19 protein-coding genes, 1 tRNA gene and 1 pseudogene are annotated in these 26,012 nt (G+C 60.3%); 14 read left to right on the forward strand and 7 right to left on the reverse strand.

Annotated elements, in window-relative coordinates; translation table 11 throughout:
• The first annotated feature begins 22 nt into the window (after positions 1-22).
• The 12 genes from IVB27_RS39295 (at position 23) to IVB27_RS39350 (ending at position 18,729) form a co-directional block, all read left to right on the forward strand.
• A tRNA-Ile gene (locus IVB27_RS39295) sits at positions 23-98 on the forward strand.
• A gap of 407 nt (positions 99-505) precedes the next feature.
• Positions 506-5,824 carry a DrmE family protein gene (locus IVB27_RS39300; protein WP_247447918.1) on the forward strand — a complete coding sequence of 1,773 codons (5,319 nt, stop codon included), beginning with the start codon at positions 506-508 and terminating at the stop codon, positions 5,822-5,824.
• Positions 5,825-5,882: 58 nt separating this feature from the next.
• Positions 5,883-7,568, forward strand: a complete 1,686-nt coding sequence (locus tag IVB27_RS39305) for a nuclease-related domain-containing DEAD/DEAH box helicase (RefSeq protein WP_247447919.1) — start codon at positions 5,883-5,885, stop codon at positions 7,566-7,568.
• On the forward strand, positions 7,565-10,984 hold the full coding sequence (locus tag IVB27_RS39310) for a helicase-related protein (protein WP_247447920.1): 3,420 nt from the start codon (positions 7,565-7,567) through the stop codon (positions 10,982-10,984). Before IVB27_RS39305 ends, IVB27_RS39310 begins: the two co-directional genes overlap by 4 nt.
• Positions 10,981-12,843, forward strand: a complete 1,863-nt coding sequence (gene drmB, locus IVB27_RS39315) for an MrfA Zn-binding domain-containing protein (RefSeq protein WP_247447921.1) — start codon at positions 10,981-10,983, stop codon at positions 12,841-12,843. The genes IVB27_RS39310 and drmB overlap by 4 nt, the downstream gene beginning before the upstream one ends.
• A 37-nt stretch (positions 12,844-12,880) precedes the next feature.
• The gene (locus tag IVB27_RS39320) at positions 12,881-13,273 is read left to right on the forward strand and encodes a very short patch repair endonuclease (RefSeq protein ID WP_247447922.1); all 393 of its coding nucleotides are present in this window, start codon (positions 12,881-12,883) and stop codon (positions 13,271-13,273) included.
• Between the two features lie 145 nt (positions 13,274-13,418).
• The gene (locus IVB27_RS39325; RefSeq protein ID WP_247447923.1) at positions 13,419-13,880 is read left to right on the forward strand and encodes a hypothetical protein; all 462 of its coding nucleotides are present in this window, start codon (positions 13,419-13,421) and stop codon (positions 13,878-13,880) included.
• A 107-nt stretch (positions 13,881-13,987) separates the two neighbouring features.
• On the forward strand, positions 13,988-15,064 hold the full coding sequence (locus tag IVB27_RS39330) for a DNA cytosine methyltransferase (protein ID WP_247447924.1): 1,077 nt from the start codon (positions 13,988-13,990) through the stop codon (positions 15,062-15,064).
• A 118-nt stretch (positions 15,065-15,182) separates the two neighbouring features.
• Entirely contained in the window at positions 15,183-16,391 is a 1,209-nt protein-coding gene (locus IVB27_RS39335; RefSeq protein ID WP_247447925.1) for a restriction endonuclease, read from the forward strand.
• A 278-nt stretch (positions 16,392-16,669) separates the two neighbouring features.
• Entirely contained in the window at positions 16,670-17,338 is a 669-nt protein-coding gene (locus tag IVB27_RS39340; protein ID WP_256468498.1) for a Cj0069 family protein, read from the forward strand.
• A 3-nt stretch (positions 17,339-17,341) separates the two neighbouring features.
• Positions 17,342-17,938, forward strand: coding sequence for an ABC transporter ATP-binding protein (locus IVB27_RS39345; RefSeq protein WP_247447927.1), 597 nt, complete (start codon positions 17,342-17,344; stop codon positions 17,936-17,938).
• A complete protein-coding gene (locus IVB27_RS39350; protein WP_247447928.1) occupies positions 17,935-18,729 on the forward strand; it encodes an ABC transporter permease in 795 nt (264 codons plus the stop codon). The genes IVB27_RS39345 and IVB27_RS39350 overlap by 4 nt, the downstream gene beginning before the upstream one ends.
• A gap of 624 nt (positions 18,730-19,353) precedes the next feature.
• On the opposite strand, the gene IVB27_RS39355 is transcribed toward IVB27_RS39350, so the two are convergent.
• Entirely contained in the window at positions 19,354-19,563 is a 210-nt protein-coding gene (locus tag IVB27_RS39355; protein WP_247447929.1) for a hypothetical protein, read from the reverse strand.
• Between the two features lie 574 nt (positions 19,564-20,137).
• Here IVB27_RS39355 and IVB27_RS39360 point away from each other — a divergent pair.
• The gene (locus IVB27_RS39360; protein WP_247447930.1) at positions 20,138-20,338 is read left to right on the forward strand and encodes a hypothetical protein; all 201 of its coding nucleotides are present in this window, start codon (positions 20,138-20,140) and stop codon (positions 20,336-20,338) included.
• 59 nt (positions 20,339-20,397) lie between these two features.
• Here IVB27_RS39360 and IVB27_RS39365 read toward each other — a convergent pair whose 3' ends face one another.
• From IVB27_RS39365 to IVB27_RS39385, 5 genes are all read right to left on the reverse strand, one after another.
• Positions 20,398-21,156, reverse strand: coding sequence for a PIN domain-containing protein (locus IVB27_RS39365; RefSeq protein ID WP_247447931.1), 759 nt, complete (start codon positions 21,154-21,156; stop codon positions 20,398-20,400).
• Between the two features lie 3 nt (positions 21,157-21,159).
• A complete protein-coding gene (locus IVB27_RS39370) occupies positions 21,160-21,654 on the reverse strand; it encodes a hypothetical protein (RefSeq protein WP_247447932.1) in 495 nt (164 codons plus the stop codon).
• On the reverse strand, positions 21,651-23,474 hold the full coding sequence (gene ligD / locus IVB27_RS39375) for a DNA ligase D (RefSeq protein ID WP_247447933.1): 1,824 nt from the start codon (positions 23,472-23,474) through the stop codon (positions 21,651-21,653). Before ligD ends, IVB27_RS39370 begins: the two co-directional genes overlap by 4 nt.
• Positions 23,475-23,598: 124 nt before the next feature.
• On the reverse strand, positions 23,599-23,901 hold the full coding sequence (locus IVB27_RS39380; protein ID WP_247447934.1) for a hypothetical protein: 303 nt from the start codon (positions 23,899-23,901) through the stop codon (positions 23,599-23,601).
• A 25-nt stretch (positions 23,902-23,926) separates the two neighbouring features.
• Complete coding sequence (locus IVB27_RS39385) at positions 23,927-24,133, reverse strand: PF20097 family protein (protein ID WP_256468499.1); 207 nt, start codon at positions 24,131-24,133, stop codon at positions 23,927-23,929.
• A gap of 482 nt (positions 24,134-24,615) precedes the next feature.
• Between IVB27_RS39385 and IVB27_RS39390 the strand changes: the two are divergent.
• Positions 24,616-24,825, forward strand: a pseudogene (locus IVB27_RS39390) (hypothetical protein); the annotation flags it as partial.
• 636 nt (positions 24,826-25,461) lie between these two features.
• Here IVB27_RS39390 and IVB27_RS39400 read toward each other — a convergent pair.
• Positions 25,462-25,995: a cytochrome b gene (locus tag IVB27_RS39400; protein WP_247447936.1), complete on the reverse strand. Its 534-nt coding sequence runs from the start codon at positions 25,993-25,995 to the stop codon at positions 25,462-25,464.
• Positions 25,996-26,012 lie beyond the last annotated feature (17 nt).

The following is a 26,012-nucleotide window of genomic DNA, read 5'->3' on the forward strand; positions in this document are numbered from 1 at the left end:
CGTCAGCATGACGATTGGGAACGGGCCTGTAGCTCAATGGTTAGAGCCGGCCGCTCATAACGGTCTGGTTGCAGGTTCGAGTCCTGCCGGGCCCACCAATAAAATCGGGCATGTGCGGACTACGAAAGAACGACTCGATTACCGTTTAAGAACGACTCGATTTTCCTCTTTAAGAACGACTCGATTTTGTCATCTGGCTGAAAAAAAGCGACAATTTCGACCGATTTTGTTTTCCTAGAATTTTTCGGTTCTGAAATTCGAGCCGGTTTTTTACGACCAGAGCGGCTGTTACGAGGAGAAATTTAGCCCGTTTCAGTTGGAGCAGTCAGGGTCCCTGTTTCTAAGCGACTGCATCTGCTAGACTAATGATGTAGGGAGAGTGGCACCCGCGTCTTGGCGTTTTAGAACGAGCGTGTAGACTGGATTACAACCGGTACGCTTGAGATGCCGTCGCAGGGGGCAATTTGTTAGATTCAGCACAATTTACGGGACGTCCTGGTGAACTATGATCACCCTGGATCCCGCTCAGTTATACGCGCTGCACAAGTCTGAGAGCGAAGCGATTCAGGCTTCAGGCCGCGATGGCGCCGGCAAGTCGACCCTGGCAAACGCAATAGCGGCACAATCGGCTCGCAACAGCCTATCCTGTCTCCTGATCGGGCGGGATCCATCGCTTGACCAACCAATCGCGTTCCGGACGGTGGACCATTTCCACCAAGTTCTGTCGGAAAGGTCCCAATTTAATAGTCAAACAGGCGTCTCGCGGCCCGAGATCGTCCAGCGGTCCGTCCTCCTTTTTGATCCAATCGAAGCACGCGCTAAAGTGGATCCGATCGCCGCGAAGGCTGCCCTAAGCCTGTTACGGCGGGCACGCGAACTCATCCAACAATTCAAGTTCGACGCCGACGAAGTGGAGGAGAGCGTCGCCTCCAATCAGGCGCTCCCGTCCGAAACCCTCGACTTGGCATTCTTGGCGGCTGACGACGCGGCGAAGCTTGCCGATGAGTTGTGGTCTGGCAATGCGAGGGCCGGACGAACCTTCGGAGACCTGAAGGAACTGCTTGCAGGCGCCAACGTCGAAATTCCCGCTAATGAGCACACCCTAAAGCTCATTGTATGTGACGACACCGCCTTCGAGGCGGCGCTCTTGAAACTCCTGTCCAGGCGCAGCGAACAAAAGGACGAACAGGCTATCGCGGCGGTCGTAAGTCAGTTGCGACGACCGCGTTCGGCAGACAAGAGCCTCGCCGACTGCCATCAGCATGCGGTCTGGATGTCTAGAGTGTTGAATGATGCTATCGCTCTGGTTCGGAAGCACGGAGGCCTGAAGGCCGCTCTGGCCGCAAATCCGGATTCCGACGGCGCCAAGGCAATCGGCCACTTCATTCGTATGCGGCCAGACCAGGGTTCGGCGTCCGCGGTCCGCGCCTTCGATTCGGCATTGCGCGACTATCAGCATGATAGCGCGGCACTTGATCCGCAACTCAACCAATACGGCAGCCGGCCTCTCGGCAGTTTCGCTCGTCCGAGCGAGGATGGTGGCCAGCAAGTGGAAGCCAACCCAGGCTCATTCATTCAGCGAATTCGCTCAGCACGCTACGCCGCGCGTCAATTGCCTGGCCTGCTTGAACGAATCCGCGCCTCGCTCCCCAGGTCCCTGGGTCAACGCTTTGAGTCGGTAGCGATCGAGGACGCCGGCGCCGTACTCGAAGCAGTAAACCACAACGATCCCCGTCAAAGAGCAGCTAGTGAACTCCGGCAATTGCGGGCACTGTTCACGCAGACAGGCTTCGGAGATCCCTTCAGCGCTCCGCCAGACTTCGAAAGCAGAATCGAGAAGGCCCGCGCGCCCGTGGCTCCCACAAAGGTCGCCACGTCCGCCTACAATGCAGAGGTGCTCGACCTGCTGCTCGATCTCACTACGTACAAGGAATACGGCAATCTGATTGATTGGCCGCCTTCAATCGTCCGCGCCAGGAGCAAGGAAGAACTCGTCGAAATCGCGCAAAGCGGGCGCCAGTTCGATGTCGTAGTTGCAGATGATGCCCCAGATGTCGCCGCACAACTCCTGGACGCCTTTGCCACAAATGGCGCTGTTGTGCATCGGATTGGCGTCTTGGATGAAGATGCTATTCTTTTGGAAGTACCGCATCGCCAGCAGGACGCCGAGGTCGCGAGCGCAGCCTCTGGTCAACCGAACCGTTGGCTCGGAGCGCCGGACGGGATCGGCTTGATCGTACGCACCGCTCCTGACTTGACGAGCGAGCAGCTACTTTCCGCCGCTGGCCGATTGCTGACGAAGCTTAAGAACGCCGGCTGCAACGCTGATTTTGCAAACTCGGATACCGCAGCAGATTTCATCGTAGCCAACCTGGATGAACTGCACGACGCGGATCTGGCGGCAATCGCAGCACGCGCGCGCAAAGGTCTCGCAATTCTTTGCAGATCCGATCGACGCTCGGCCAAAACAACCGTAGCGTCGGCACATTCACCGGACGTCCTGCTCGCGCAATCACTGGGATGGAAGCTTGTCGTGGAGACTGCCGACGGCGCACTCCTTGAAAAAGGCGGGCGCGCAGCCGTATTGGTCAACGAGACCATCGCGATGGACGGGCGAGATGAAACCGTTGCAGACGTAGCTCAGCGACTTGGTGCAATTGGGTGGCAGCCAATCGTATCTTGGCGAGCGTCACCGCGAACATCCGAGGAGTTCGGCAAGTTACTGAATGACAGGGCTGTCGCCGTTAATCGTCGGTACCAAACGATCGCTGAGACATTTGACCTGAGATCCCCGATTCCACCAGGAGGTGACATCAACTCCACCCCAGGGAGCAGTGCCGACGTTCACAGCGCACCGACCGCAGGTCCAGTTCCGCCCATCACGACACTGCCAGTGCGTGAAGCCACATCTGACCCAGGCTTGCCACAACGTTTGTCCGGCGACAGTGCGCTGCGCACGTCTAACGAAGCTCAGGCGACGAACAAGAACCCGGATGATGACCGCCGCGTTGCTCCGACAGCGGAGATCGTTCCCCTCGTCCCGCGTCTCGCGGCCAACGATCGCACGACCCTGTTACCTTACGTTGGACCAATAGCTCAGACACTTCTGCACGCGGACAACGAGACCGCAATCGCTCCCGCTGTTGCTATGCGAGGTGATGCAGGCAAACACACCAAGCTCCGGATCGATCCGACATTACTGGACAGCGTATTCATTGAGAATGGTGGCCAGCACCTACCCATACCGCATATCGCAAGGCTCGTTGTTTCCACTGCACTACAGACAAAGGCCACCGATCCAATCTGTATTATTCTGCCATCCACGGAGCATGTTGCACAGTTCACCGCCATATTGACATCTCTGCAGTGCCTGGCATCAGACTTCTCTGACAACCAGAAACATTTCGTAGACCGTTATTTCAAACCCGGCTCAAGCGTCCGGATATTGCCCGATGGAAACGTATTCGTGGTCGGTGAAAAGAGTACCGGACTGGGGATAGACGGCATATTCCTTGGGTTCACGGAAAAAGAAACTCTAATTGGTGACGGGCGACGGTTAACGTCAAACGGGGAACTCTTTCGTTACGAACCGACAACCAGGCAACTTCCAAAAAGCAAGCGGTCCATTAAGTTCAACGATCCGGAACGTACAAAGGTTGACGAGCTTGCCGGCGTGCGAACCTTCGGAAATAGCGGCCTCAACAAGAATCGGATCATTCTTGTCGGATCGCAAAAGGAATTTGGAAGAGTCCTGGACGGTCTTTCGCTTGTTTCCCAGGATCCGAACCAGGTCCGTAAACCCCTCGCCGATAAATTTGCTTGGGGCAATTTCGACGAGAACGGGCAGCCGTTCGCGCTCTACCCCGAGGGATCCGGCGGCGCTCCCCTCGTCGCCATTGCTCGCGATCTCGCCGAATTGGAACGGGCGAGCCTCCATGCGGACGTCGAAGCTGGCTCACAAATAGTTCTCACGGACCGCCTTGAGCACGTCTTGAAGAACCTTGATCTCGCCAACCGAGTGGGTGAACGCCAGCGTCTCATCCTCTTCGCCGACGGCCGGAAACGGGCCGACGCGTTGAACCTACGGAAAAATGGTTGGAAGGTTTGGGAACCACAGCCTTGGGAGCTCCTCTCCCCCGTGGAAGTGGCGGATCCGACGAAGACTGGCCTGCTCGGTTTCGACCGAATCCAGCACAGCGCTTCCGCGGAAAGACGTCCGAGCCTTGCCTATCTGCCCAAAAGCGCGCGCGCTCTCTCGTCCGCCTACGAATTGCTCGGTAAACTAGGCGAGATTCTCGGCGCAGAATCTGCGGTCGATGACTTGCGGATGCAGGCGAGCATGGAAACCGTGCGGGAGATCTTCTTCAGCGTAGCGAATTGGCTCTCCGTGCCACCGTCCGCCCAGTTGGCTGAATGCTCGGCATCACTGCAACATCTCCGCGGAGAGCAGACCTACGTGGCACGATATCTCGGCCCGGATGCGGGATCGGCAGTAGGAGCGTTTGCCGATGCCATCGAGAGCTTCGTGACATCCCCACGAAGGGGCGGCATCACTCCAAAGGGTGATGCGCTGCTGGAGCTTGCCAGAAACGCCGCGCTGAACCCAACGCTGAAACAGGTTCTTGTCACCGGATCGAGGCAAAGCCGCGAAGAGGCGGACGCATTCCTCGCCACAAACAATATCGACCTCCAGTGCAAGTTGGCAACTGAGCTTACCGATGGCGACGAATTTCTCAGCGCCATTTCATTCTCGATCCTGCGGCGAGACATGTTCGAGAAGTTCATCGATCCGTGGCCGTCCAAGGAAATCGTCCTGGCCGGGTACGACTTCGAAGTCGAGCTGTACAAACGACGCCTTCGCGCGCGCGGTTCCCAGAAGAAACGCCTAGAACTCAATCCGGACGTTCGAACCTCATTGACGTCGTTGCCAGCCACCTCCTTTGGCTCTCCCACACCGGCCACCGACGCAGACCTTCTTCCTGATGCAATTCTCGACCAGCAGTCAGAACCGTTCGAGCAGTTCTCACGGCTGGGCAAGTCGGATGCACCTCGACCAATCCGCATCGACGTATCTTCGAACGAGCAGACCGAAGATGCACACATCGTGCGTTTCGTCGGTCAGTCCTGGATGCCAATGGCGGTCGACTATCGCCCGGTCTGCCTGGTCCAGGGTGGATCTGAAGGACGGAAATCCGGAGTCGAGCATATCGAAATTTCGGATTTGCGGCCCGGAATGCGGATCATCGTTCGTGAGGGCGGCGAGAAGGATGTCATCAAGGCTGTCGCGCAGGACATCTGCGGCGATGAGAAATACGATCGTCTCTGGAAACGTGCCTCTCTCTGGCGCGATGCTCTAAAATCCGGGGATTCCGACCCTTCCCGCGTGGCGAGGCGGCTGCAAGACAGCGGTGTACGCCGTCATATTGTCACCTTGCGTTCATGGGTGACAAACCCTTCCCTGATCGGGCCGCGATCAGACGACGACGTTCTTGCTATCGCCAAGGCATTTCCGATCGAAGGACAATCCTCGGCGGATTGGAAGGGTTGCTGCGAGGCCATCAGCGAGTTGCGTGGCCTGCACCTTTCAGCCGGGACCAGACTTGCCGACCATCTCGTCACGCGCTGCGGACGAATGCTGCTTGAACCCACGGAAACCGAAACGGCAGTCGAATTTCAGCTTGGCACCGTCTGGATTCTCGAGGTCGCGGACGTCGAACCCGCGACACGCAGCGCCCCGAGCGGCCTTATCAACCGGCTCCAGTGGCTGAATAACGCCTGGCAGGCCCGCCGATACGGCGAGCGCTTGAAGATCATGGCCGCATAGAATGGCAACCATGATTCCGCCCATTGTCTCGTCGGACACTCCAGGTTCGGAGCGACGCGTGTTTGAGGCTCTCAAATCCGGAGCAACCACAGACGACTGGACGATCCTTCACTCGTTGGGAATTTCAAGCGCATACACGGGTGGGTTCGGCGAGATCGACTTTGTCGTCATAATTCCACGCCTCGGCATTGTGTGCGTCGAGGTCAAAGGGGGAACGGTCAGCCACAAGAACGGCACCTGGTACACGCGGAGGCACGGCGCGGCGGAGCCGGACCGGTTAAAACGAAGTCCGTTTCTCCAGGCGCAGGGAGGAATGTGGAAGCTTAAGAGTGCGCTTGCCACCAAGTTCGGGCACGGATCCTTCGAAGCAAAGTGCCCGATCGGCTGGATTGCGGTTCTTCCTGACGTCGATTGCCCTCCCGTAACAACGGAGTTCACAAGACCGGAGGTTATCGATCAAGCCGACATGCAGCATAATGTTTCCGCTCGAGTTCAGAAGGCACCGTCACTTGTTCAATTGGCGGGCCGAAGCGACCTCTGTGCACCCACGATCGGTACATGCAAGCGAATTCTCAACTTCCTCCGACCGGATTTCGACCGGGTCGAGATGGCTTCGGCATCGACTTGGGACGCGGAGCGACGCATCAAATCGCTGACTGAGGAACAATATGATGTCCTGGATGCGGTGGCCGAAAACGCTGTCTGCCTGGTAAAAGGCCCGGCGGGCACCGGCAAGACTAACATCGCTATCGAGGCTGCACGGAGGCTTTCGCTGTCTGGAAAGCGTGTGCTGCTCGCCTGCTTCAATAGACAGTTAGGGGCGTGGTTGCGTAAAAGCCTGGACGACCAGGGACTGACGACCGTCGTTGCAGGTCACGTCCACGGACTGCTGCGGGAACGGATCTCGCGCTCCTCACTGGCCGGCGATCTCCCGAGAGACGGCGAGGTAGAAAGCGACGATTTATATGGCCGCCTGTATTTCGCTCTGGGCGCGCTGGCCATCGAAGAGCTCGACGAGCGTTTCGACGCAATAATCATCGACGAGACACAGGACTTCGAGGCTCCGCGGCTATCGGACGTGGTGCAGGCGTGGACGCTGGGAGCCAGCGATCCGAAGACGATCCTCTTCGGAGATTTCACACGACAGGCTCTTTACGGAACGACCGGCCGCGAGCACCCGGAGGTACGCACTGCATTTCCTGGTGCCGCCGTCTTCAATCTCAGTGTCAATTGCCGCAACACCAAGCGTATCGCGACCCAGACTGACCTCATGTGCGGATTCACAGGAACCAAGGTAAGCGAAAAGCAGGCCGAGGGCGACCCTGTCGAGGTGTTCTTCGCGGCCAAACAAGCAGACGTGCTTGCCAGACTGGCACAGATCATCACGGCCCTGCGCGGTGCCGGCTTTCGCCCAGCCGACGTGGTGATACTCGGACCTCGGCGGCGCGAATATTCTATCCTGGGCAATACGAGCATGATCGGCGGATGGCGTATCAAGGACATGTTTCACGCCGATACGGACGATCTTTCCTATTCGACCATTCACTCGTTCAAGGGGCTTGAACGACCCGTCGTGATCGTCGTCGACGCAGCGTCTGGCAACTCGGATGAGACGGACTCCCTGCTTTACGTTGCGATGACCAGGGCTCGCCTTAGGCTATTCGTGGTTTGTCCCGAAGAAGCACGCTCCACCATCGAGCAACGCATGATGGACGGCATACTAGCAATGGCAGGTCCTTCATGATCATCGGACAGAAAGTAAAGAGCCCGGCCGAAGTCCGGGATCACATGATCGAGTCGCTTCGTACTGAACTCGTCGGACCATCGCCTGGTTATCCTTTCGTGCAGTTGAACGGCGAGGAGATCCTGAGGCCGCAAGATCCGCCACGCTATCGTTATGCTTGTGGCATCCTTTTCCCCCGTGGCGTCACCTACTCCGGATCCCTGGATGCGAAAGAAGATGAGGCAGGAATAGACGCCGCCGACGCCGTGTCTTCAAATGTGGAGCTTGGCGAAACCGACGAACCGATCGATACTAGCGATGAAGACATTTCGGTGACCGACGCATCAGCGGATTCGACGCCCGACATCGATACCGAACCCGACGCAACCTCGATGTTCGTTCCGAGCACGATGGGGATCAGCTTTCTTGCCGACGTCTCCGGCGGCCTCCGGATCGAGGTATCTTGGGGCACATACCAGAAGCGGGAAATCGACGGCTACCCAGGCCTTCTGGGCCAACAGGATTCCTCCAAGAAACAATGGAAAGCAGAACCCTGGTTCCGCTCGCCGGGGAAGGCTTCGCTCACGCTGACGCGCAAGGAGCTTGAAACGCCCAGATGGCGAAAAGAACTTACCGCCTCCGGCTCGAATAGCGTCCTGTCTCTCGACATCGTCAGCCGGGCATGGGGCGGAAAGCGGCTCGTCACGATCACGCTCATGAACCTAAGCGAGAAGTCCAAGCCGATCAACGAGAAGTGTTTTTTCCAATGCAGTTTCGCCGTGTGCCCCGAGATCGGATCACGCATCGATCCCTACCCAGGTCGTCCGGAGTCGTTGCAGGATCCTGAAGAACGCTCGCTTTCACTCCTGTACAGGCACCGGCCGAACTACGCCGTCGGCCATGGCTGTTCGGCGGACTGGACGATTGAGGACGGCTTCGTCAAGCAGGTCAGAACGGAAGTCCTGCCAGTCTTCGAACAGGGGCCAATTCTTCCTCGCGAGACTATCGAGGGAGTGCAGCTTTCCATGAAGATGCTTTCGGAGCGCCCGGAGTCCGAGGTCATCGACGCATGCAAGGCGCTTGCCGCGGCTTACCGGACCTGGATCGAAGAGCGGGAGAAGGAGGCCTCATCAGATTCCTCGCTGGGGGCCGAGCTCAAGGAAGCCGCCGACGGTCACATGCAGTCCTGTCGAGAGTGCCTTGGTCGCATCGAGCAAGGTGCCGGTATTCTGCAGACCAACGCGGATGCGATGGAGGCTTTTCGCCTGATGAATCGAGCGATGGTTCAGCAACGCGACCACTATGCCCTTTCGGTAGGCGATCGAGGCTGGATGGAAGGCCCCTCAGGTTCCCATGTGCCCGAACGACCTTATGTGGCGCCGGTCTATTCAGACACAAAATGGCGGCCGTTCCAGTTGGCATTCATTCTTATGAATATCTGCGCGTTCGTTGACCCGAAGCACGCAGATCGCAAGACGGTCGACGTCATATGGTTCCCGACAGGCGGCGGCAAGACGGAAGCATACCTGGGACTGGCGGCGTTCGTCATATTGCTCCGGCGCTTGAGTGACACCGAAAATGCCGGTGCAACCGTGCTGATGCGATACACGCTGCGCCTGCTCACCACGCAGCAGTTTCAGCGGGCAGCCTCACTCATCTGTGCCCTCGAATGCATCCGTCGCAACGATCCAGGCAGGTTCGGGTCAGTCCCGGTCTCGATCGGCCTGTGGGTTGGCGGAGCCGTGACGCCGAACCGACACTCGGAGGCCATTCAGGAATACAGCCGGCTCGGTCGGGAAGGCGGGGCAAATCCCTTCATTGTTCTTGCCTGCCCATGGTGCGGCGTTGCAATGGGCCCTCGCGCATACGGCAACAACTCACGCGTCTTCGGCTACAAGCTCGATAAGCGAGACGGCGCCGACGATTGCATCCAGTTCCGGTGCGAGGATCCCGACTGTGAATTTTCCACAAGCGACGGGCTACCTTTGGAGGTCGTTGACGACGGGATCTATGAAAGACCGCCTACCCTGATCATCGGGACGGTCGACAAGTTCGCCATGATGCCCTGGGAGCCGAGATCCCGCTTCCTGTTCGGCATTGACAATCCCGAAGCCAAAGAGCCGCCCTCACTCATAATTCAGGACGAACTTCACCTGATATCGGGCCCGCTCGGTTCGATGGTCGGACACTATGAGACTATTGTCGATGAATTTTCCACGAACCGGGCAACGCGAGTGCCGGCCAAGATTGTCGCATCGACAGCTACAATCGCGCGAGCTGCCGAGCAGATTCAGAACGTCTATGCACGCTCATCGATACTTTTTCCCCCTCAAGGGCTGGTAGCGGGTGAATCGTTCTTTGCGCGAGAAGGAAAGGAAACCGCGGGCCGAACCTATGTCGGCGTCCTTGCCACGGCGCTCTCATCGCACGTCACGGCTCAGAAGGTCGTGCTCGCCACACTGCTGCAGTCCGTCGCACTAGCCGATGGCGCCGACGCCTCCGTGGACCCCTACTGGACGCTCATGGTCTACTTCAACAGTCTTCGGGAGCTTGGGCGGGCGTCCACGCTCGTGCAGGCGGACATCAGGGAATACCTGAATTCGCTTTGGGACCGCATCGGATTGATGGAGGGCATACTTCCGGGCCAGGCAAAGACGATGCGCCGCTTCATCAACAATTTCGACGAACTCACAAGTCGACTGCGAAGCTCGGACATCCCCGCCGTTCTTCAAAAGCTTTTCACCGAAAAACCCTCAAGAGACGCGGTCGATCTCTGCTACGCCACCAACATGATCCAGGTGGGACTGGACGTTCCAAGGCTAAGCCTCATGACAATAGTGGGACAACCAAAAGGCGCCTCCGAGTATATCCAGGCGTCGAGCCGAGTCGGCCGAGGCGCGGGAAAACCGGGACTTGTCATCACGAACTACAATCCGTTCAAGCCGCGGGACCGGTCACACTTCGAGAGCTTCCGGTCTTTCCACGAGAACGCGTATCGGCACGTGGAACCTACCAGCGTGACACCTTTCTCGATTCCTGTGTGCGAGCGGGCTATCCATGCACTCGCCGTTTCGGTTGCCCGGTTCCTGTTTGACGAACTCAGGAATAGTCCCAGCCGCGGCATCGCGAACAGGCGAGCCGCTGTGGTCAAGATCATCACCGATCGAGTGACATTGATCGCACCTGACGAGATCCAGCGCGCAACAACCATTCTGAACACGTTTCTTGACGACTGGGAAAGGCGGCGACCGCAGTTCTACGGAGATATGGGAGGGCAGCAGGACGATCCACTAATGTGGCCCGCTGGAAAGCCGATCCGGCCGGAAATCGCGTTTCTCCGAAACGTGCTCAAACAAACACCTTCCTCGATGCGGAACGTGGACGCCGAGTGCGAGGCGGTGCCCGCTCCCACCTATGGCTCGGAGGGCTCGCCATGAAACCGGGCAAGAAACAGTGGAGCTCGAAGAAAAAGGCGGGCGGCGGCCGCGCCAAGGCAACCTTCAAGAACCGTCCCATCAGACGAACCCAGCTCATCGCCCCCTTCGGCGTCGGCTCAATGAACGACTTCCGGAACGACGAAGCATTGATGTGCGCGGGGCTCGACGACTGGTTTCGTAGCCCCCCTGAAGTCTCGCTGCAGATCCAGGAGGAAAGACTTGCCGCCCGCCTCAATCGGGATTTTTTCGTAAAACCTCCGGAATACTCGGATTCTGAAAGTGGCCCGAAGTACAAGATTCCGCATCTTAGATTTCCACTCTGGCACTACTGTGCCCGTTGCTTCCGAATGAAGAAGACGACGCTGTTCGGTGGGCAGCCGAAGTGCATGGAGCCGACCTGCTCCAAATCGAAATTCGGCCGCAGGATGATTCCGGTTCGTATCGTCACTGTCTGCGAGAACGGGCACATCGAGGATTTCCCGTTCCGGCAATGGATTGGCTGCAAGTGCGCCAGCAACGACGACTGCGAGATGTTCTTCAAGGCGGGGCGCAGTGCTGCGAGTCTTGCCGGCATCAAGATCGAATGCGCCAAATGCGATCAGAAACGATCATTAGCGGGAGCCTTCGAGGAAGGCGCCCTGGCTTCGATGAATGTGCCCTGCTCCGGTGCGCAGCCCTGGCTGGGACGCGAAACCGGGAATCAGTCGTGCCCCGCCCTGCTGCAGACCGTCCAACGCGGAAGCTCAAACATCTATTTTCCAGCAGTCCAGAGCTCGATCTACATACCGCCTGCCCAGAACTCCGAGACGGACGACATTCGGCGTGTGCTCGACGAGCCAAGGTATTGGAAGATAATTTCCTCCGGTTTGGTGGACGGGAAAATACACCCGGTGGCTGGACAAACGATCGCCTCGATGGCCGATGTCGACCCCGCGGCCTTGATCGCTGCCGCCCAGTCGAGGATCGATAATTCCGGCGTTCCGAACGTCGCCGTGTCCGAGGAAGACTTCAGGCGCCAGGAATACGACGTCCTCTGCTCCGGAGCGAGCAATCCGTCGGACGAACTCTTCGTCGAGAGGATCAGCGGGAGCAAATACGCCTGGCTTGGAAAGTACGTTCGGCAGGTGGGGCTCGTCCGGAAGCTTCGCGAGACGCGGGTTCTTACGGGTTTCTCCCGGCTCATGCCGAAATCCGACCTGAGCGATCCGGCTGTCCAACAACTTGCAATCGACAAGACCATTCGATGGCTTCCTGGCCTGGAAGTTCGCGGAGAAGGGATTTTCATCGAATTCGATATAGTCGCCGTGCAGGATTGGCTGGAGCGGACGAACTCGCCGGGCCGAATCACCAATCTTCTCCGCGGCTACAATTCCCAGCGAACAGCCAGGAAAATCCCGGAGCGAAACGTCGACGCGCGCTTCATGATGATCCATACGCTCGCGCACACCCTGATCAAGGAGTTGACCTTTTCGTGCGGATATGGATCGGCCTCGCTTCGGGAACGGCTCTATTGCAACATCAAGAGCGTCAACCAGCCCATGAACGGCCTTCTCATCTACACCGCCTCCGGAGACTCCGAGGGCACACTTGGTGGACTGGTCGCCCAGGCAGAGCCCGGCCGTTTCGAGCGCCTCTTCGAGGAGGCCCTCCGCCGCGCACGCTGGTGCTCAAACGATCCGGTATGCATGGAAAGTCCGGGTGACGGGGCGTCCACATTCAATCTCGCCGCGTGTCATGGTTGCGCCCTTTTACCTGAGACAAGCTGCGAGGAAGGAAACAGGCTTCTGGATCGTGGGCTTATTGTCGGATCAATCGCGGACCCCGCATTGGGATTTTTCGATGGCGCGCCGATCATCTGACCGACGGCTTGAGGTCAGACTCCACCGCGGCGATATCATGAGCGTCGAGAAACGCAGTGCCCTGATGTCGCGCATCCGCGGCAAAGGCACCAAACCAGAATTGGTTGTCGCTGGCCTGCTCGCGGAGGCCGGACTGAACTGGGAAGAGCACGCAAGGGATCTCCCCGGCCGACCTGACTTCGTGTTGCGCGATCGCCGGGTCGCGATTTTTGTCGATGGCGATTTCTGGCACGGTTGGCGATTCCCGGCGTGGCGTTTGAAGCTTTCAGAGAAGTGGGAACAGAAGATCCAGGCCAACAGGGATCGTGACGTCCGGAACTTCCGGACCCTCCGCCGCGCTGGATGGAAGGTGATCCGTCTCTGGGAGCACCAGGTCAAGAAAAACCCCGCCGGCTGCCTCGCTCGAATTCTTTCAGTAAAGCGCAGGTAGGGCCTGGTCTCTTGCGGGCAAGCCTGGCATGGTGAGACTACCTCGACTGGACCCAAGCGTGCCAGACGTAAGGGAGAGAGTAAGGCGAATGCAGACACACTCAACACCGGAAACAAATGCATCTGCCGCGGGGTGGGAGCCGATCATGGATGTTCCGGAGAACCTGGAGCCCGACGGACGGAACTACGTGGAGTGGACGTGGTCCCTTCTCGATGACGGCATCGACGTTTGCGATCAAGCCTCGTTTTCGACCCTGAGGACGGCAGACGGGCAGCCTCTCCTAGAGGCCGAAGTGGCCGAACACCTCGATGGACAGATGCTGATTGCCAAGAAAGCGGCTGTTCAGAAGGGGCACGAATTCGCCGACGTCATTCTGTGTTGCAAGGCGCCGAACGTCGATTCCGACGTAACTGCTGACGAGTTGGCCAAGCAATTCTTTCTCGACACGACTTTTGCCATGGCCCGTGCCAGGGCCCTCGGTGAAATCTGTGACGTCGCAGAAGATTTCAACATCAGCGCGATGCACCTCAAGATGAACCTCGCGACCGACGAGTTGCTGCCCAAACCGCTGCGGGAAGCGCTCAATGGACCTGTCGATGTTCCGTAAGCGCCGGTCAGCGCCGGATGCAATTTTAAGGTTAACGGGCGACAGCTGTCGACGCCAGGCTCGAGCCCTGGCACCGCTTGAGGTTCGCAATTGGGACTGAGGGATCAATGAAGGGCATCGACTTGTTCTCTGGCGGCGGCTGTGGAAGCGCCGGCGCCCGCCACGCTGGCCTGACAATGGTTGGCGCCGTCGATGCATGGGATATCGCCGCGGACACCTATCGCGACAACTTCCCCACCGCCAATGTGATCAACACGAAGCTGACCGACCGGAGCGGCCCCGAGATCTTCGGCCGCATCGGCAAGGTCGATATGATGATAGCCTCTCCGGAATGTACCCACCACTCAATCGCACGCGGTAACAGGCCGGTCGATCAGGAGAGTCAGCGGTCCGGCTGGTACGTCATGAAATTCATCAAGGAGCTTGATCCGCGCTGGATCGTCCTCGAGAACGTAACGCCGATGCGGAATTGGCCGGGCTTCGATGACCTGATCATATCGCTGAAGAAGACCTACAAGCTCCGGATCGGGCCTCTAGATGCCTCCGACTTCGGCACTCCCCAGAGTCGCCGTCGCCTGTTTATCGTCGGTGACCAGTTGGTGACCCCGACCATTTCGCTGCCAGGCCTTAAGGCGACACGCAATGCAACATGCATCCTTGAGCCCAAAGGCAAGTACGCTGCCGAGCCCGTCTATAACGGGAAGCGCGCTGCGTCGACCATCGCACGGGTCGAACGTGGCATCGCCGAATTGGGACGCGGCAAGGACTTCCTGATCGTCTACTATGGTTCCGACAAGGCGGGTGGCTGGCAACGCCTCGATCGTCCGCTCCGGACGCTCACGACCTTGGATCGCTTCGGGCTTGTGCAGTGGATCGATGGCCAACCTACGCTCCGGATGCTGCAGGTGCCGGAGCTCAAGCGCGCAATGGGCCTCACCCACCTGAAGGATGAACACGGCGACGGTGTGCAGTTCATGCTTAACCAGGGCACCCGCAGGGACAAGGTCAAGGTGCTCGGCAACGGCGTTTGCGCCCCGGTGATGAGGGCCGTCGTTGGCTCTCTGTTGGGTGCCGGCAGCCGCGACGTCCTTGACGAGGAACTGGTTGCTGCGCGGCTCCGCTCCCCGCTTGCCGGACGTCGCGCCGGTAACCAGATCAGCGCGGCGCGTACCCTGTCGTACTGAAGCTGCCCGCCGGCAGGCGGCTTAAGCTTCCTGCCTCCGAAAAGGTTTCCGGGACATCGCGAATCGAGGCAGTCTCACCGCCTCGCGGGAGATATTTTCCTGTCTATGGAAGAAATCCATGTCGTCCGGCAAAGTCGTTCCTTTCGACGAGCTTTCAAGCGCAGATCTGGTGGTCGATGCCGTCTATCAGAGTGGCCGCAAAGGCAACCATAGCGACGATCCGATATCCCACATCGTCAAGGTGTCCAATCAAGGCGGGTTCAGGTACCGCGGTAGCCTCGGCTCGCTTGACCTCGTAGCCCTCGTTTCCTCGCTGAACGATCCGGATTGGCCAGACACGATCGATCGCGAGTCTGGCACGTTCATCTATTTTGGCGACAACAAGCGTCCCGGCCGCGGCCTGCATGAGACGCTGCGGTTCGGGAACGAACTGCTGCGCCGGTTCTTCGAACATGCTCATTCGGAGTCCACCGACCGAAATAAGGTTCCTCCGATCTTCGTGTTCGCCAAGACCGGCGAATGGCGGGACGTGCGCTTCATAGGGCTCGCGGTGCCAGGCGGCGCCGATATCGAGAACTACGACGACCTCGTGGCGATATGGCGGACTAGCAAGGGTTTGCGCTTTCAGAATTACAGGGCCCGGTTCACGGTACTCGACGTTCCGCGCGTTTCGCGCGCCTGGCTTGATAGCCTCGCAGCGGGCACCAAATCCCACGACCTAGCACCGGCACCGTGGGTGGAGTGGCAGGAAAAGGGAAGGTATCGGGCCCTGAAATCCGTTCGATCCATCGAACATCGGTCCAAGGCAGAGCAATTGCCGGTAGGTGTCGAAGATCGCGCGATGATCTCGAGAATTCATGCGTTCTTCGCGGACCGACCCCACGATTTCGAGCGATGTGCGGCGGCGTTGGCGAGAATGATGCTGCCGGACATCGTGACCATGGATCTCACCCGCCCATCCCGCGACGGCGGACGCGACGGAATTGGAAAGCTGAACATCGGCCGCGGCCCGAGCGCGGTCCTCGTCGACTTTGCCCTTGAAGCAAAATGCTACGGCGACGGGAATTCGGTGGGCGTCCGTGAGATGTCTAGGTTGATCTCTAGGCTAAGACATCGCCAATTTGGGGTGCTAGTCACCACTAGCTACGTCGACAGCCAAGCCTATCGGGAAATCAAGGAGGACCAACATCCGATTGTGGTGATCTCCGCAGCGGATATCGTTGGAATTCTGCGCTCGCACGGACATGCGGGTCCATCAGCCGTCGAGATCTGGTTGAACCTCGAATTCTCACGCGCAGCCTTAACGAGCGTGCTGCCAACTCTTTAGGTCTTGGATCAGGACAGCGGCGAACCGTTAACTTCGTCGGATGCTCTCGGGGATGACGCTCGCCTCACTGTGATGGCTTAGATCGGCTGACCCCGTCGTCTTTCAGTGATCCCCTTGGGACGCCGCGCTTCGCCTTGCGCCGCATCAGCCAATCGCGAGCAGCCCAGAGGGCTGGTGCTCGTCTGTGAATCGGCGTGGGGTCCCGAGCCGATCGGCACGACAAGTCATTGACACCGTTGATCTAGGCGGGGTCATTCCATCCCGCCGATGTACACTCGATGGCGTGGGGAAGCGACACAGCGCTGTATCAAACCGCCGCAGCGATGCGCGCCGAGTTGCCGACGCGGCTCGCCGCCGGACCGCGCGTGATCAAGCGCAACCGCGGTAACGGTGGCCAGGGCGTCTGGAAGGTCGAAAGGTTGCCGACTTCCCCGTTGATCAGGGTGCTGGACGCGACCAAGGACACCCCCGAGGAACTGACGCTGGATGATTTTCTCCGTCTCTGTGCGGAGTATTTCGAGAACGGCAGCGTGATCGACCAGGCATTCCAGCCTCGCCTGAGCGAGGGCGTGTTGCGTTGCTATATGGCAGGCGACCGCTGCGCCGGCTTCGGCCACCACAAGGTCAAGGCCCTGGTCGACTCGCCGGCCGAAAGAGCCGAGGCTGGACCGCGGCTCTACACGTCCAACGCCGACCCGTGCTTCCAGCGGCTGCGTCGGTTGATGGAAGACGAGTGGACGCCGCAGCTAACCTCGTTGCTGGATATCGCGCGAGGCGACCTGCCCGCGATCTGGGACGCCGACTTCATGCTGGGACGCGTCCAGGCCGACGGGAGCGACAGCTACGTGCTCGGCGAGATCAACGTCAGCTCGGTGCATCCGTACCCAGCCGAGGCGCCGGTGAAGATTGCCCGATGGGTTGCCGATCGGCTGCAGCTCAAGCGTTGACGCATGCTGACCGTCAGCCGGCTCAAGCGCTTGCACCTCTCCGTGTCATTCGACTTGCAGGACGGCGAATGCGTCGCCCTGCAGGGGCCGTCCGGTGTCGGGAAGACCTTGCTGCTTCGCTCCATCGCGGACCTCGACCCCAACGAAGGAACGGTCAAGCTTGACGGAACGCTTAGGGAGGCGATGCCGGCCCCCGCCTGGCGAAAGCGGGTCACCTATCTCGCCGCCGAGCCCGGCTGGTGGTCCGACATCGTGCAAGAGCACTTCACGAACTGGGATGATGCCTTGCCGCTCGTCGAGCGCCTGGGGCTTCCGACCGACTGTGGACCTTGGCCGATTCAGAGACTCTCCACGGGCGAGAGACAACGATTGGGGCTTGTGCGGGCGCTCATGCTGCGGTCGCGCGTGCTGCTGCTGGACGAACCAACCTCGGCGCTCGACTCGGCATCCGCCGCCGCCGTCGAATCCCTGATCGCCGAGCGCATCGCGAATGGAACGAGCGTCATCTGGAGTACCCACGACAACGCTCAAGCCCGCCGTGTCGGATCGAGGATATTCCTGATAGGCACCAATGGTGGCATCGAGGAAAGGCGGCCGTGATCTACATCCAGCTTTCGTACAGTGATCTTGCCCTGCCCGCGCTCCTTGTCGTTATGGATGGCCTTCTCTCGCTTGTTCTCCGCCTCAAGCTCGAAAGGCAACTGGCCATCGCGACTGTGCGCATGGTGGTTCAGCTCGTCCTCGTTGGATACGTGCTGACGTACCTGTTTGCCGCAGTATCGCCGCTTTGGACCGCGCTCGCTGCCTTCATCATGGTTCTCTTCGCCTCGCGAGAAATCGTCGCGCGGCAGAAGCGGCGCCTGACGGGAGTTTGGCGGTACGGCCTAGGGGCGGCATGCACACTGCTCGCCGCCGGTACCATCACAATGTTCGCGCTCCTGACGGAGCTACGCCCCGATCCTTGGTATCACCCGCGCTATGCGCTGCCTTTGCTGGGCATGATCCTGGGCAACACCATGACCGGGATAGGCTTGGGCCTGGACGTGTTGACAAACAGCGTGGTGCGCGAACGAGCCGCCGTGGAAGCTTGTCTTGCGCTCGGCGGCACCCGGCACGAAGCGCTGCTGCCAATCATCCGGGACGCCTTGAGAAGCGGCTTCATGCCGATCATGAACAGCATGGCGGCGATCGGCCTCGTTTCGCTGCCCGGGATGATGACTGGCCAGATCCTCGCGGGCGTCGAGCCGGTCGATGCAGTAAAATATCAACTGCTGATCATGTTCCTGATCGCGGGCGGGACCGGGCTCGGAACCTTGGCCGCCGTGCTCGGCGGCGCACGCCTGCTGACCGATCATCGACACCGACTACGCCTCGATCGGATTTCCCGCTGACAAGTCCGTCATGACTCCGCTCTGGCTCAAAGCCAATTTGATGCATGATGATCGGCGAAAACAGTCGGACGGGCCGATCGGGGTGCACGCAAGCGTCGTAGCAGGCTGCAGACTATCCTGGGGTCGGCCTGCCGAGGTGGCCCTAGACCCCTTAACTAAAAAGGTGGGAAATGGTGCGTTTCGACCAAAAAATCGATCCTCGAGTCCCTTTCGGAAAAGATGGCAAGCTAAGCGCGTTAGCTGCTTGGTGCCGCCGAAGCCGATGGGCCAGAGCGGCAGAGATGGATCTCCGCCGCGCTGGCATGGTCGGAACTCACTCGTCTACGCTGGGCTGCCGAGCACAACGTGCCGGAAGGCTGGCCTACGCGGCAGCTCGTCACCGGTGCAAGGCGCAGCGCCTCCCCCAACCCCGTTCCAAGCCGCTAGGATCGCGTTCGGGCGAAATGCGATGCGGCACCCGCTTACGACCTCAAATCCTCGCTGGTGAGGCCAGAACCACCGGCTGGGTAGGCGAGCTTGGTCCTCGGGAGGCGTCCGTCGGCGGCTCTCTTGGCGCACTGCGGGAAGCCGGCCACGCTCGATCGGGGGGGGGCGCTGCGCCAAGAACGACCAGGGGCGTGGGCGTCAGGCCTCGCCGGATTCGGAGAAGCTCGATGCAGGCGGCGTCGTGCGCGGCACCGGCAGCGGACGCTCGGCGGCTCCGGGTCGCGAGGTGCCGCTCTTGGCGTCGTACCGCTTGGCTAGGTCCAGCAGACGACGCCGGGTGAACGGGTCGGCCTTGTCGGCGAGGGCCCGGACCCTCTGGGCGAGACCCCGATAAAACTCCTGCTCCATGACGCACTCCCACCACATCACTGCCCAGAGTTGAGTACGTCCTCACCCCGGCAGTCAAGACGCGGTGCCGCCCGGAAAAATTTCTCGCATCCGCTTGAGTCCGCTCTCTCGACGGAATTAGAGTTGCGGCTGCGGGGGAGATCCCTGGCAGTGCGTTTTTCCATCCGGAAGGCGTGCCCGGGTTGCGGCAAGCCGATGGTGGTCGTGCCGGGCGCGGACGACGAGCGGCCGTTGCGCTACGTTTGTACCGCTTGCGGCGACGACCCGCTGCGCGACCCAACGGCACGCAAGTGGGCAGACAGCCCGCTGAAGCCCCCCGGAGCCTTAGGTCTTTCGCGCCGGCAGTGGCCGCCTCCCGAGCATGGAACGGGCGCGGCCGGATCAGGTTGACCTGGTGAACCGCGCGCAAATGCACGGCCTGCGTGGCTCCGCCCTCAAACCCCCCAGCCCCAAAAAGGCGGGGCCACGCTCCTTCCTTGCCGCCATTCCGCAGAATTTTTCATCCTGCGTAACTTGCGTGAATCCCAGATTGAGTGGGTTCAGGCAGAATGGCGCCGTAGCTGGGAAACCTCCAATGTTCGATGCTCAGACCACCGCGCTCTTGCGCGCTGTCCTCGATGAGGTGTGCGAAGCCGTATCTCGGTACGAGACCTCGGCACGCACGCACGTCGCCTCCATGATCCTTGAGGCCGCCAGCAACGGCGAGACCTCGGTAGACGGGCTGAAGCAGGTCGGCCGGAGAGCCCTCAGCGAGGCGCCGATCCTGCGGAATTGAGGTCGATTGCGAGATTGCGGATCTGCCGAAGCAGCAGGCGCTTGCCCTCGGCATCATCGTCAATGAACTCGGGCAAACGATGTTATGAGTACACACCCGGGAGGCGCGTCGCGTCCAGGTGGACCTTGGTCCACGCATCGTTGAACACGCCCAGGGTAGGCTTGCTCCGTCCACGGCTGATCCAGGATTTCGATCTCCTGCACATCGGCGACTCGCAGGCAGATCCATCCGCGCTGTTCGGATTTGCTTCGCTGCCGAGCGCCATCCAGTGCCAGCGCAAATGCTCGCTCCTCGCCGCCGGCGTGGCCCAGGATAGAGGGACAGACGGTTTGCTGCCTTCCGCCGTAGCTCAATCGAACCGGTCTGCGCTGCAGTACCGCTTCCCTCAACGTGCGGAAGGCTGGGCTGTGACCTGTCCGAATGATGTGAAATCCATTCTTGAGATCGCGCCCGTATCGATGTTCCGGCGAACTTCGGATTGAAGTTGCGGCGCGGGTGATCTTGCTTCGCTCCATGAAGGCGATGCTGGTGCGATCGACAAAGGAAAGCTCTTGGCTGGTTCCGATCTGCCAAGCGGCCTTGAGGTCATCTGCCGTGAGGGTTGCAACGCGAGCGCCCGTGTCGCGCAGTCCGTCCCAGAATTTGTCGGCAACCTTCGCGCCGAAGTGCGCTCTGAGCAATTGCCAGATTTCCGCCAGCACCTGATCGGTGAGGACCCAGCCCTCGGTGCTTGAGAGGATTGACTTGGCGAGCTCGTTGTTGCAGTCGCGCTGCGCTGCTGCCGCGAACCAGACGGTGCTGTCGACGAATGTGCTCACGTCTCATTCCTCGATCGGATATTCCGCGATCTTGCCATTCTGGGCATTCTGCTCAAGCCATTGCTCCGCGGCCCGCTTGGAAGCGAACAGCATGATCCCGGGGTCTCCGATCGCTCTGGAGTCCTCGTCCGCCACCAGAATCCAGGCGGACTGTTGCCGCGGACCGCCTTCGATTTCGTACTCCCAGGCAACCCCTTCGGGATCGTGCTTGTCGAACCATCTGTCGGCGGCATCCGCGGATGCGAACACTTTCAGCCACTCGGGATCGCCGACGTTCCGCCGCTCTCCCTCATTGAAGTCGTCAAGATAGATCCAGACAGTCCGTCCCGTCCTGCGTAACTTGGCCCAATGCGAAACCGCAGCGTTGACCTTTTGTCGGTCGGTGCGGTCCTCTTCCGGCAGGAGCATCACGCTCGCGTGCACGTCGGACGAAAGCCCGGTCCGGTCGCCCGGCGGCTTGTGGATCCATTCGCTCCACTGGTCGAATGCGTCGTTCATGACGGCTGTCTCCTCTTCACCCGAAACGGGTTCTCGATGGTGAATGCATCCGGACGGATACCGCTCTCGATGCGCTTCCACGTCACGGGCGCTGCGATCGGAAATCGCTCGCGTGCTCGTGGGGAATAGGTGCCAATCGCGGTTGTGCCGCGCCCATTGCGCAGATAGTCGAGGAAGATGCGATCGCGACGCGTTGCCTGGGCAGACAGGAGATAGCGGTCTGGATGGCCCGCTGCGAGGGCGGAGACCAGCTGATGCGCGACCCGATGCGCCTTGTCGTGCAGCACCGGCTGATCCAGTGGCGCCATCAGATGAATTCCTTTGCCGCCGGTGAGCTTGGGCCAGGTCTCGAAGCCTTCGCGTTTCATCAGCGCGCGCAGATCGAGCGCGGTCTCCACGACGGCATCCCAGTCGACGCCCTCTCCGGGATCGAGATCGATCACGATGCGGTCGGCATGTTCGAAGTCCTCGACGGTCGCATTCCACGGGTGCAGCTCGACAGCCCCGATCTCCACGAGCCCAAGGAAACCATCCAGGCTGTCGACCCACAGGCGCGTTCCCTCGCCGCCCTCGCGCTTCTGAATACGAAGCTGGTGCACGGCGGCCGGAATGTCCTTCGGCAGCGGCCCCTTGTGATAGAAGGTCGTGCCGTGCACGTGACGCACGAGCTTCAGCGGACGATGCCCGAGGTGCGGCAGCGCCTTCTTCCAGACCCGCGTCCAATAGTCGGCGAGCTCTTCTTTGGACGGAGCAACGGCTTCGGGCAGAAGCTGCAGGATGTTCTCTCGGGGAACGCCCAGCTTCGACCGGCCCGTCACGGATGGCACCAGCCGCGGCGCCTTGACCTTGCGCACCGCGAGATCGTCCCGAAAGCCCTTGAACACAGCTTCGCGCAGCAGGCCATCATCGGTCAGCGCGCCATATTGGACTTCGATTGCAAGGGTCGGCTCGACCCAGGTCGCCTTCGGCTTTTTGACCGCCGTATCGAGCGGAGAAGTGTTGCGGATCAACGGATCCAGCCGCTCGCGCAATTCGCGCGCGGTCGTCTCGGTGTAACCGGTACGCACCTTGCCGGCGTAGAGCAGCTTGCCATTCTGGCGTCGGCCGACGTAGAGCGAGGCGACCTTGCGCGGGCGCGCCCCAAGCTTCTCCACGAAGGCGACGATCGGAAAGGTCTCGCTCTTCTTGCACTTGAGCTTGATCCAGCTCTCCTGCCGACCCGAGCGGTACGGCTGGCCCAGCCGCTTGGCGACCAAGCCTTCTAGCCCCAGCTTACACCCTTTCTCGAAGACCTCGTTGCCGTCGGCCGCAAGCGCCTCGACATAGATGAAGGTTTCTGGCGCGTCCTTCAGAAGCCGCTGCAGCAGGCGCTTGCGATCCTCATACGCCGCGTGACGCAAGTCATAGCCGTCGAGATACAGGAGATCGAACGCGTGGTAGCGCACACGCTCGCTGCGCTTGGGGCCGAGCTCCCGCCTGAGCTGCTGGAAGTCCGGCAGGCCGCCACTGCCGTCCACCACGGCCTCACCGTCGATGATCGCACTGTTTGCCTTGAGCTTGTCGGCGCTCGCCGCGATCGAGGAGAATTGTTCGGTCCAGTCCAGGCCTGTGCGTGAATAGACCTTGGCGTCCCCGTCTCGCAGGTGCAGCTGCGCGCGGTAGCCGTCGGCCTTGATCTCGTAGACCCAGTCTTCGCCGCGCGGCGGCTTCTCGCGCAGCGTAGGATCACACGGCTCGATGTAACCAGGAATAGCGGCTTTGACGGCGCCGTGGACACGCGATACTCCCGAACGAGACTGACGCAACGCCACGGCACACATGCCGATTCAACGTCGCCACGCTGATTCGTTCCGTCCACGGAGTCCGCTACCGCGGGCGCGAAGTGCAGTTCCGGTCTCGGCGCTGCGCGCCGAAGCGCTTCAGAGGCAGATGACGGGACGCTGGCTACGGCCGCTGCGCCCTTTCAATCGCTGCCTTTGCTTCTGCCAAGGTGCAGCCGTTCGCGGCACGGAAAAGTGAAACTGCGCGGACCTTCTCGCCGGCTTCGAGCGCGTCCTCTATTTCCGTCGAACCACCCAGCGGCTCATAGCTCAGACCCCCATGCTTCAGCAGCAAATCGAGCTTTGCTTCAACTCTTTCCAGCGAGACCAGTCGCCGCTGCAGGACTGCTACTTTCAAGCGAAAATAGAACGCCAGCGCCATGAGCATCGCCAGCACAAGGGCGGTAGATCCACCAAACGTTTCCATGAAGCACTCTCTTAGCGTCGGGCGATCATCCCTCCGCATACGATTCCAGATAGCCGCATGCCGAGCACCGATAGGTCGTCATGGTAAGCGCCTTCCTGCCGAACATGAACGACTCGCGGTACGTGGCGGGCGGCACTCCCGCAAACCAGAGCAACTGCCCACGCCCCAGGCTGGGAATGAAGCCCTGCTCCATGGTCCTCTCGCATTTCGGGCAAGCTTTCTGCTCTGTCATTTCGGGATCGTAGACGGACTACCGAACGTTACAAGGTCCTGAGGAGCGCGCTCCTCTCGTCTGAACGCCGCCACCGTTCAGTGAGCCGGGGCAACATCGCTCCGTGCTCTTCGCGGCAGCTTTTCCTAGATCTGGCAGCACGCAGGAACGTCTCCGATTTGGCGCGCTTGCCAAGCGGGCGGCCGAGAACGGTGACGATGCTTGAAACCGATACCTTGCTGGTTAAGTGCCCGAACTGCGGCGCCTGGCCGATGGCCGCAAACCTGCCGAAAAACCTTTCACCCGGTGTCGAGCTCCAGTTCAGATGCTCGCGGTGCGCTCAGCATGAGCTCGGGCGTTTACGGCGTCCGAGCTCATCAGGCCCAGCCGAGCGGGTGACGTGAGACCAGCAGCAAAATGGATCTACACGAACAATGGCCGCGGAACGGCCATTCACTTCGCGACTTCACCATCGCGAGCGTCGAATTTTCGGAGGAGAGATCATGAAGACCATATTTGCGGCTGTCTGCCTGCTGTCACTGGTGTTGGCCTCGCCGGTGCAAGCGAAGGGGTGCATCAAGGGCGCGATCGTCGGTGGTGTTGCCGGCCACATGGCGGGCCATGGCAAGCTCGGCGCGGTGGCGGGCTGCGCGGTGGGCCATCATGAGGCTAACAAGCAGAACGGCAACAACCCGAACAACTCGAACGCGCAAGCTCCGTCCGGCAGAAGTAATCTATCCAGGTTGCCGCCGGGGCTCCTTCGGCCCTCGGCGAGCGCGAGCCTACCGGCGGCACTATCCACGACCAGCTCGGGTCGCATCTCTCGCCTGGTCGGGAGAAGGTCGATGGCGGCGGCGTGCGTGGCGCAGGCAGCGGTCGGTCGGTCGCTCCGGATCCAGAGGGACCCTTGTCATCGTACCGTTTCGAGCTCCAGCAGGCGCCGCATGGTGAACGAGTCGGCCTTCTCGGCGAGGGTCAAGACCCGATGGGCGAGACCCGGATAGAATTGTTGCTCCATGACGCACCCCAGCAACATCACCGATCACAGGAATTGAGTACGTCCGGCGCCGGCGAGTCAAGGCGCCGGAAGATGCCCCGAGCGCGGCGTCGGTCACGCGGTCGACGCTACCCGGAGCACGTCCCGCTCTCGGCAAAGATCGTCCACCCGCCCGCATCCTCGAGAGCAGCAGCTCGGCTGAGGCGGTTGCGACGTCGGACCTGGGCAGCGGAAGCGGGGCGCGTTTGGGTCGAGAGCTGCCCAATAACCAGCACGACGGTGTCAGCTCACCTCTCGAAAGGAGACCTCGCAACGCGCCCGGCTGAGGTCAGCCAAGGGCCAACAAGAGAGGTCACCGACGACTTGGCAGCATTCGTTGCATGACGCCGTCTCGGTAAATGAAAATGTGGGCGAAGGCTGCGGCCACATGAACGCCGATTGCGATCAGCAACGCCCACTCCGCAATTTGATGCCAGCCGTCGATCTGATGGATCGCGACCGGGTTTTTCCCGGCCAGCATCGGCAGCGGGATGAGATTGAAATAGGAGACCGACCAGCCCCGGAACGATGCGAACAGCCACCCTGTCATGGTTGCAGCGAGAACCAGGACATAAAGCAGCCAATGCACTGCCTCTGAGGACACTCGCTGCCACGGCGGAAGTGAACTCTCCGGCGCCACCGGATGGGTGATACGCCAGACAAGCCGTAACAAGATCAACGCGAGGATGGTCAGACCCAATGAGATATGGAGCGTCATGGCCCTGCCCGGCGGACCCGCATGAACGTCCGGCATAAGCCAACCAAGCGAAAACTGAACGGCCAGCAGGGCCACGACGAGCCAATGGAGCACTTTGGCCGGGGTACCGTAGCGCAGCCGATCAGTCATAAGGCCCTATCTCGATA

The sequence above is a fragment of the Bradyrhizobium sp. 197 genome (assembly GCF_023073375.1).
Taxonomy (GTDB): Bacteria; Pseudomonadota; Alphaproteobacteria; order Rhizobiales; family Xanthobacteraceae; genus Bradyrhizobium.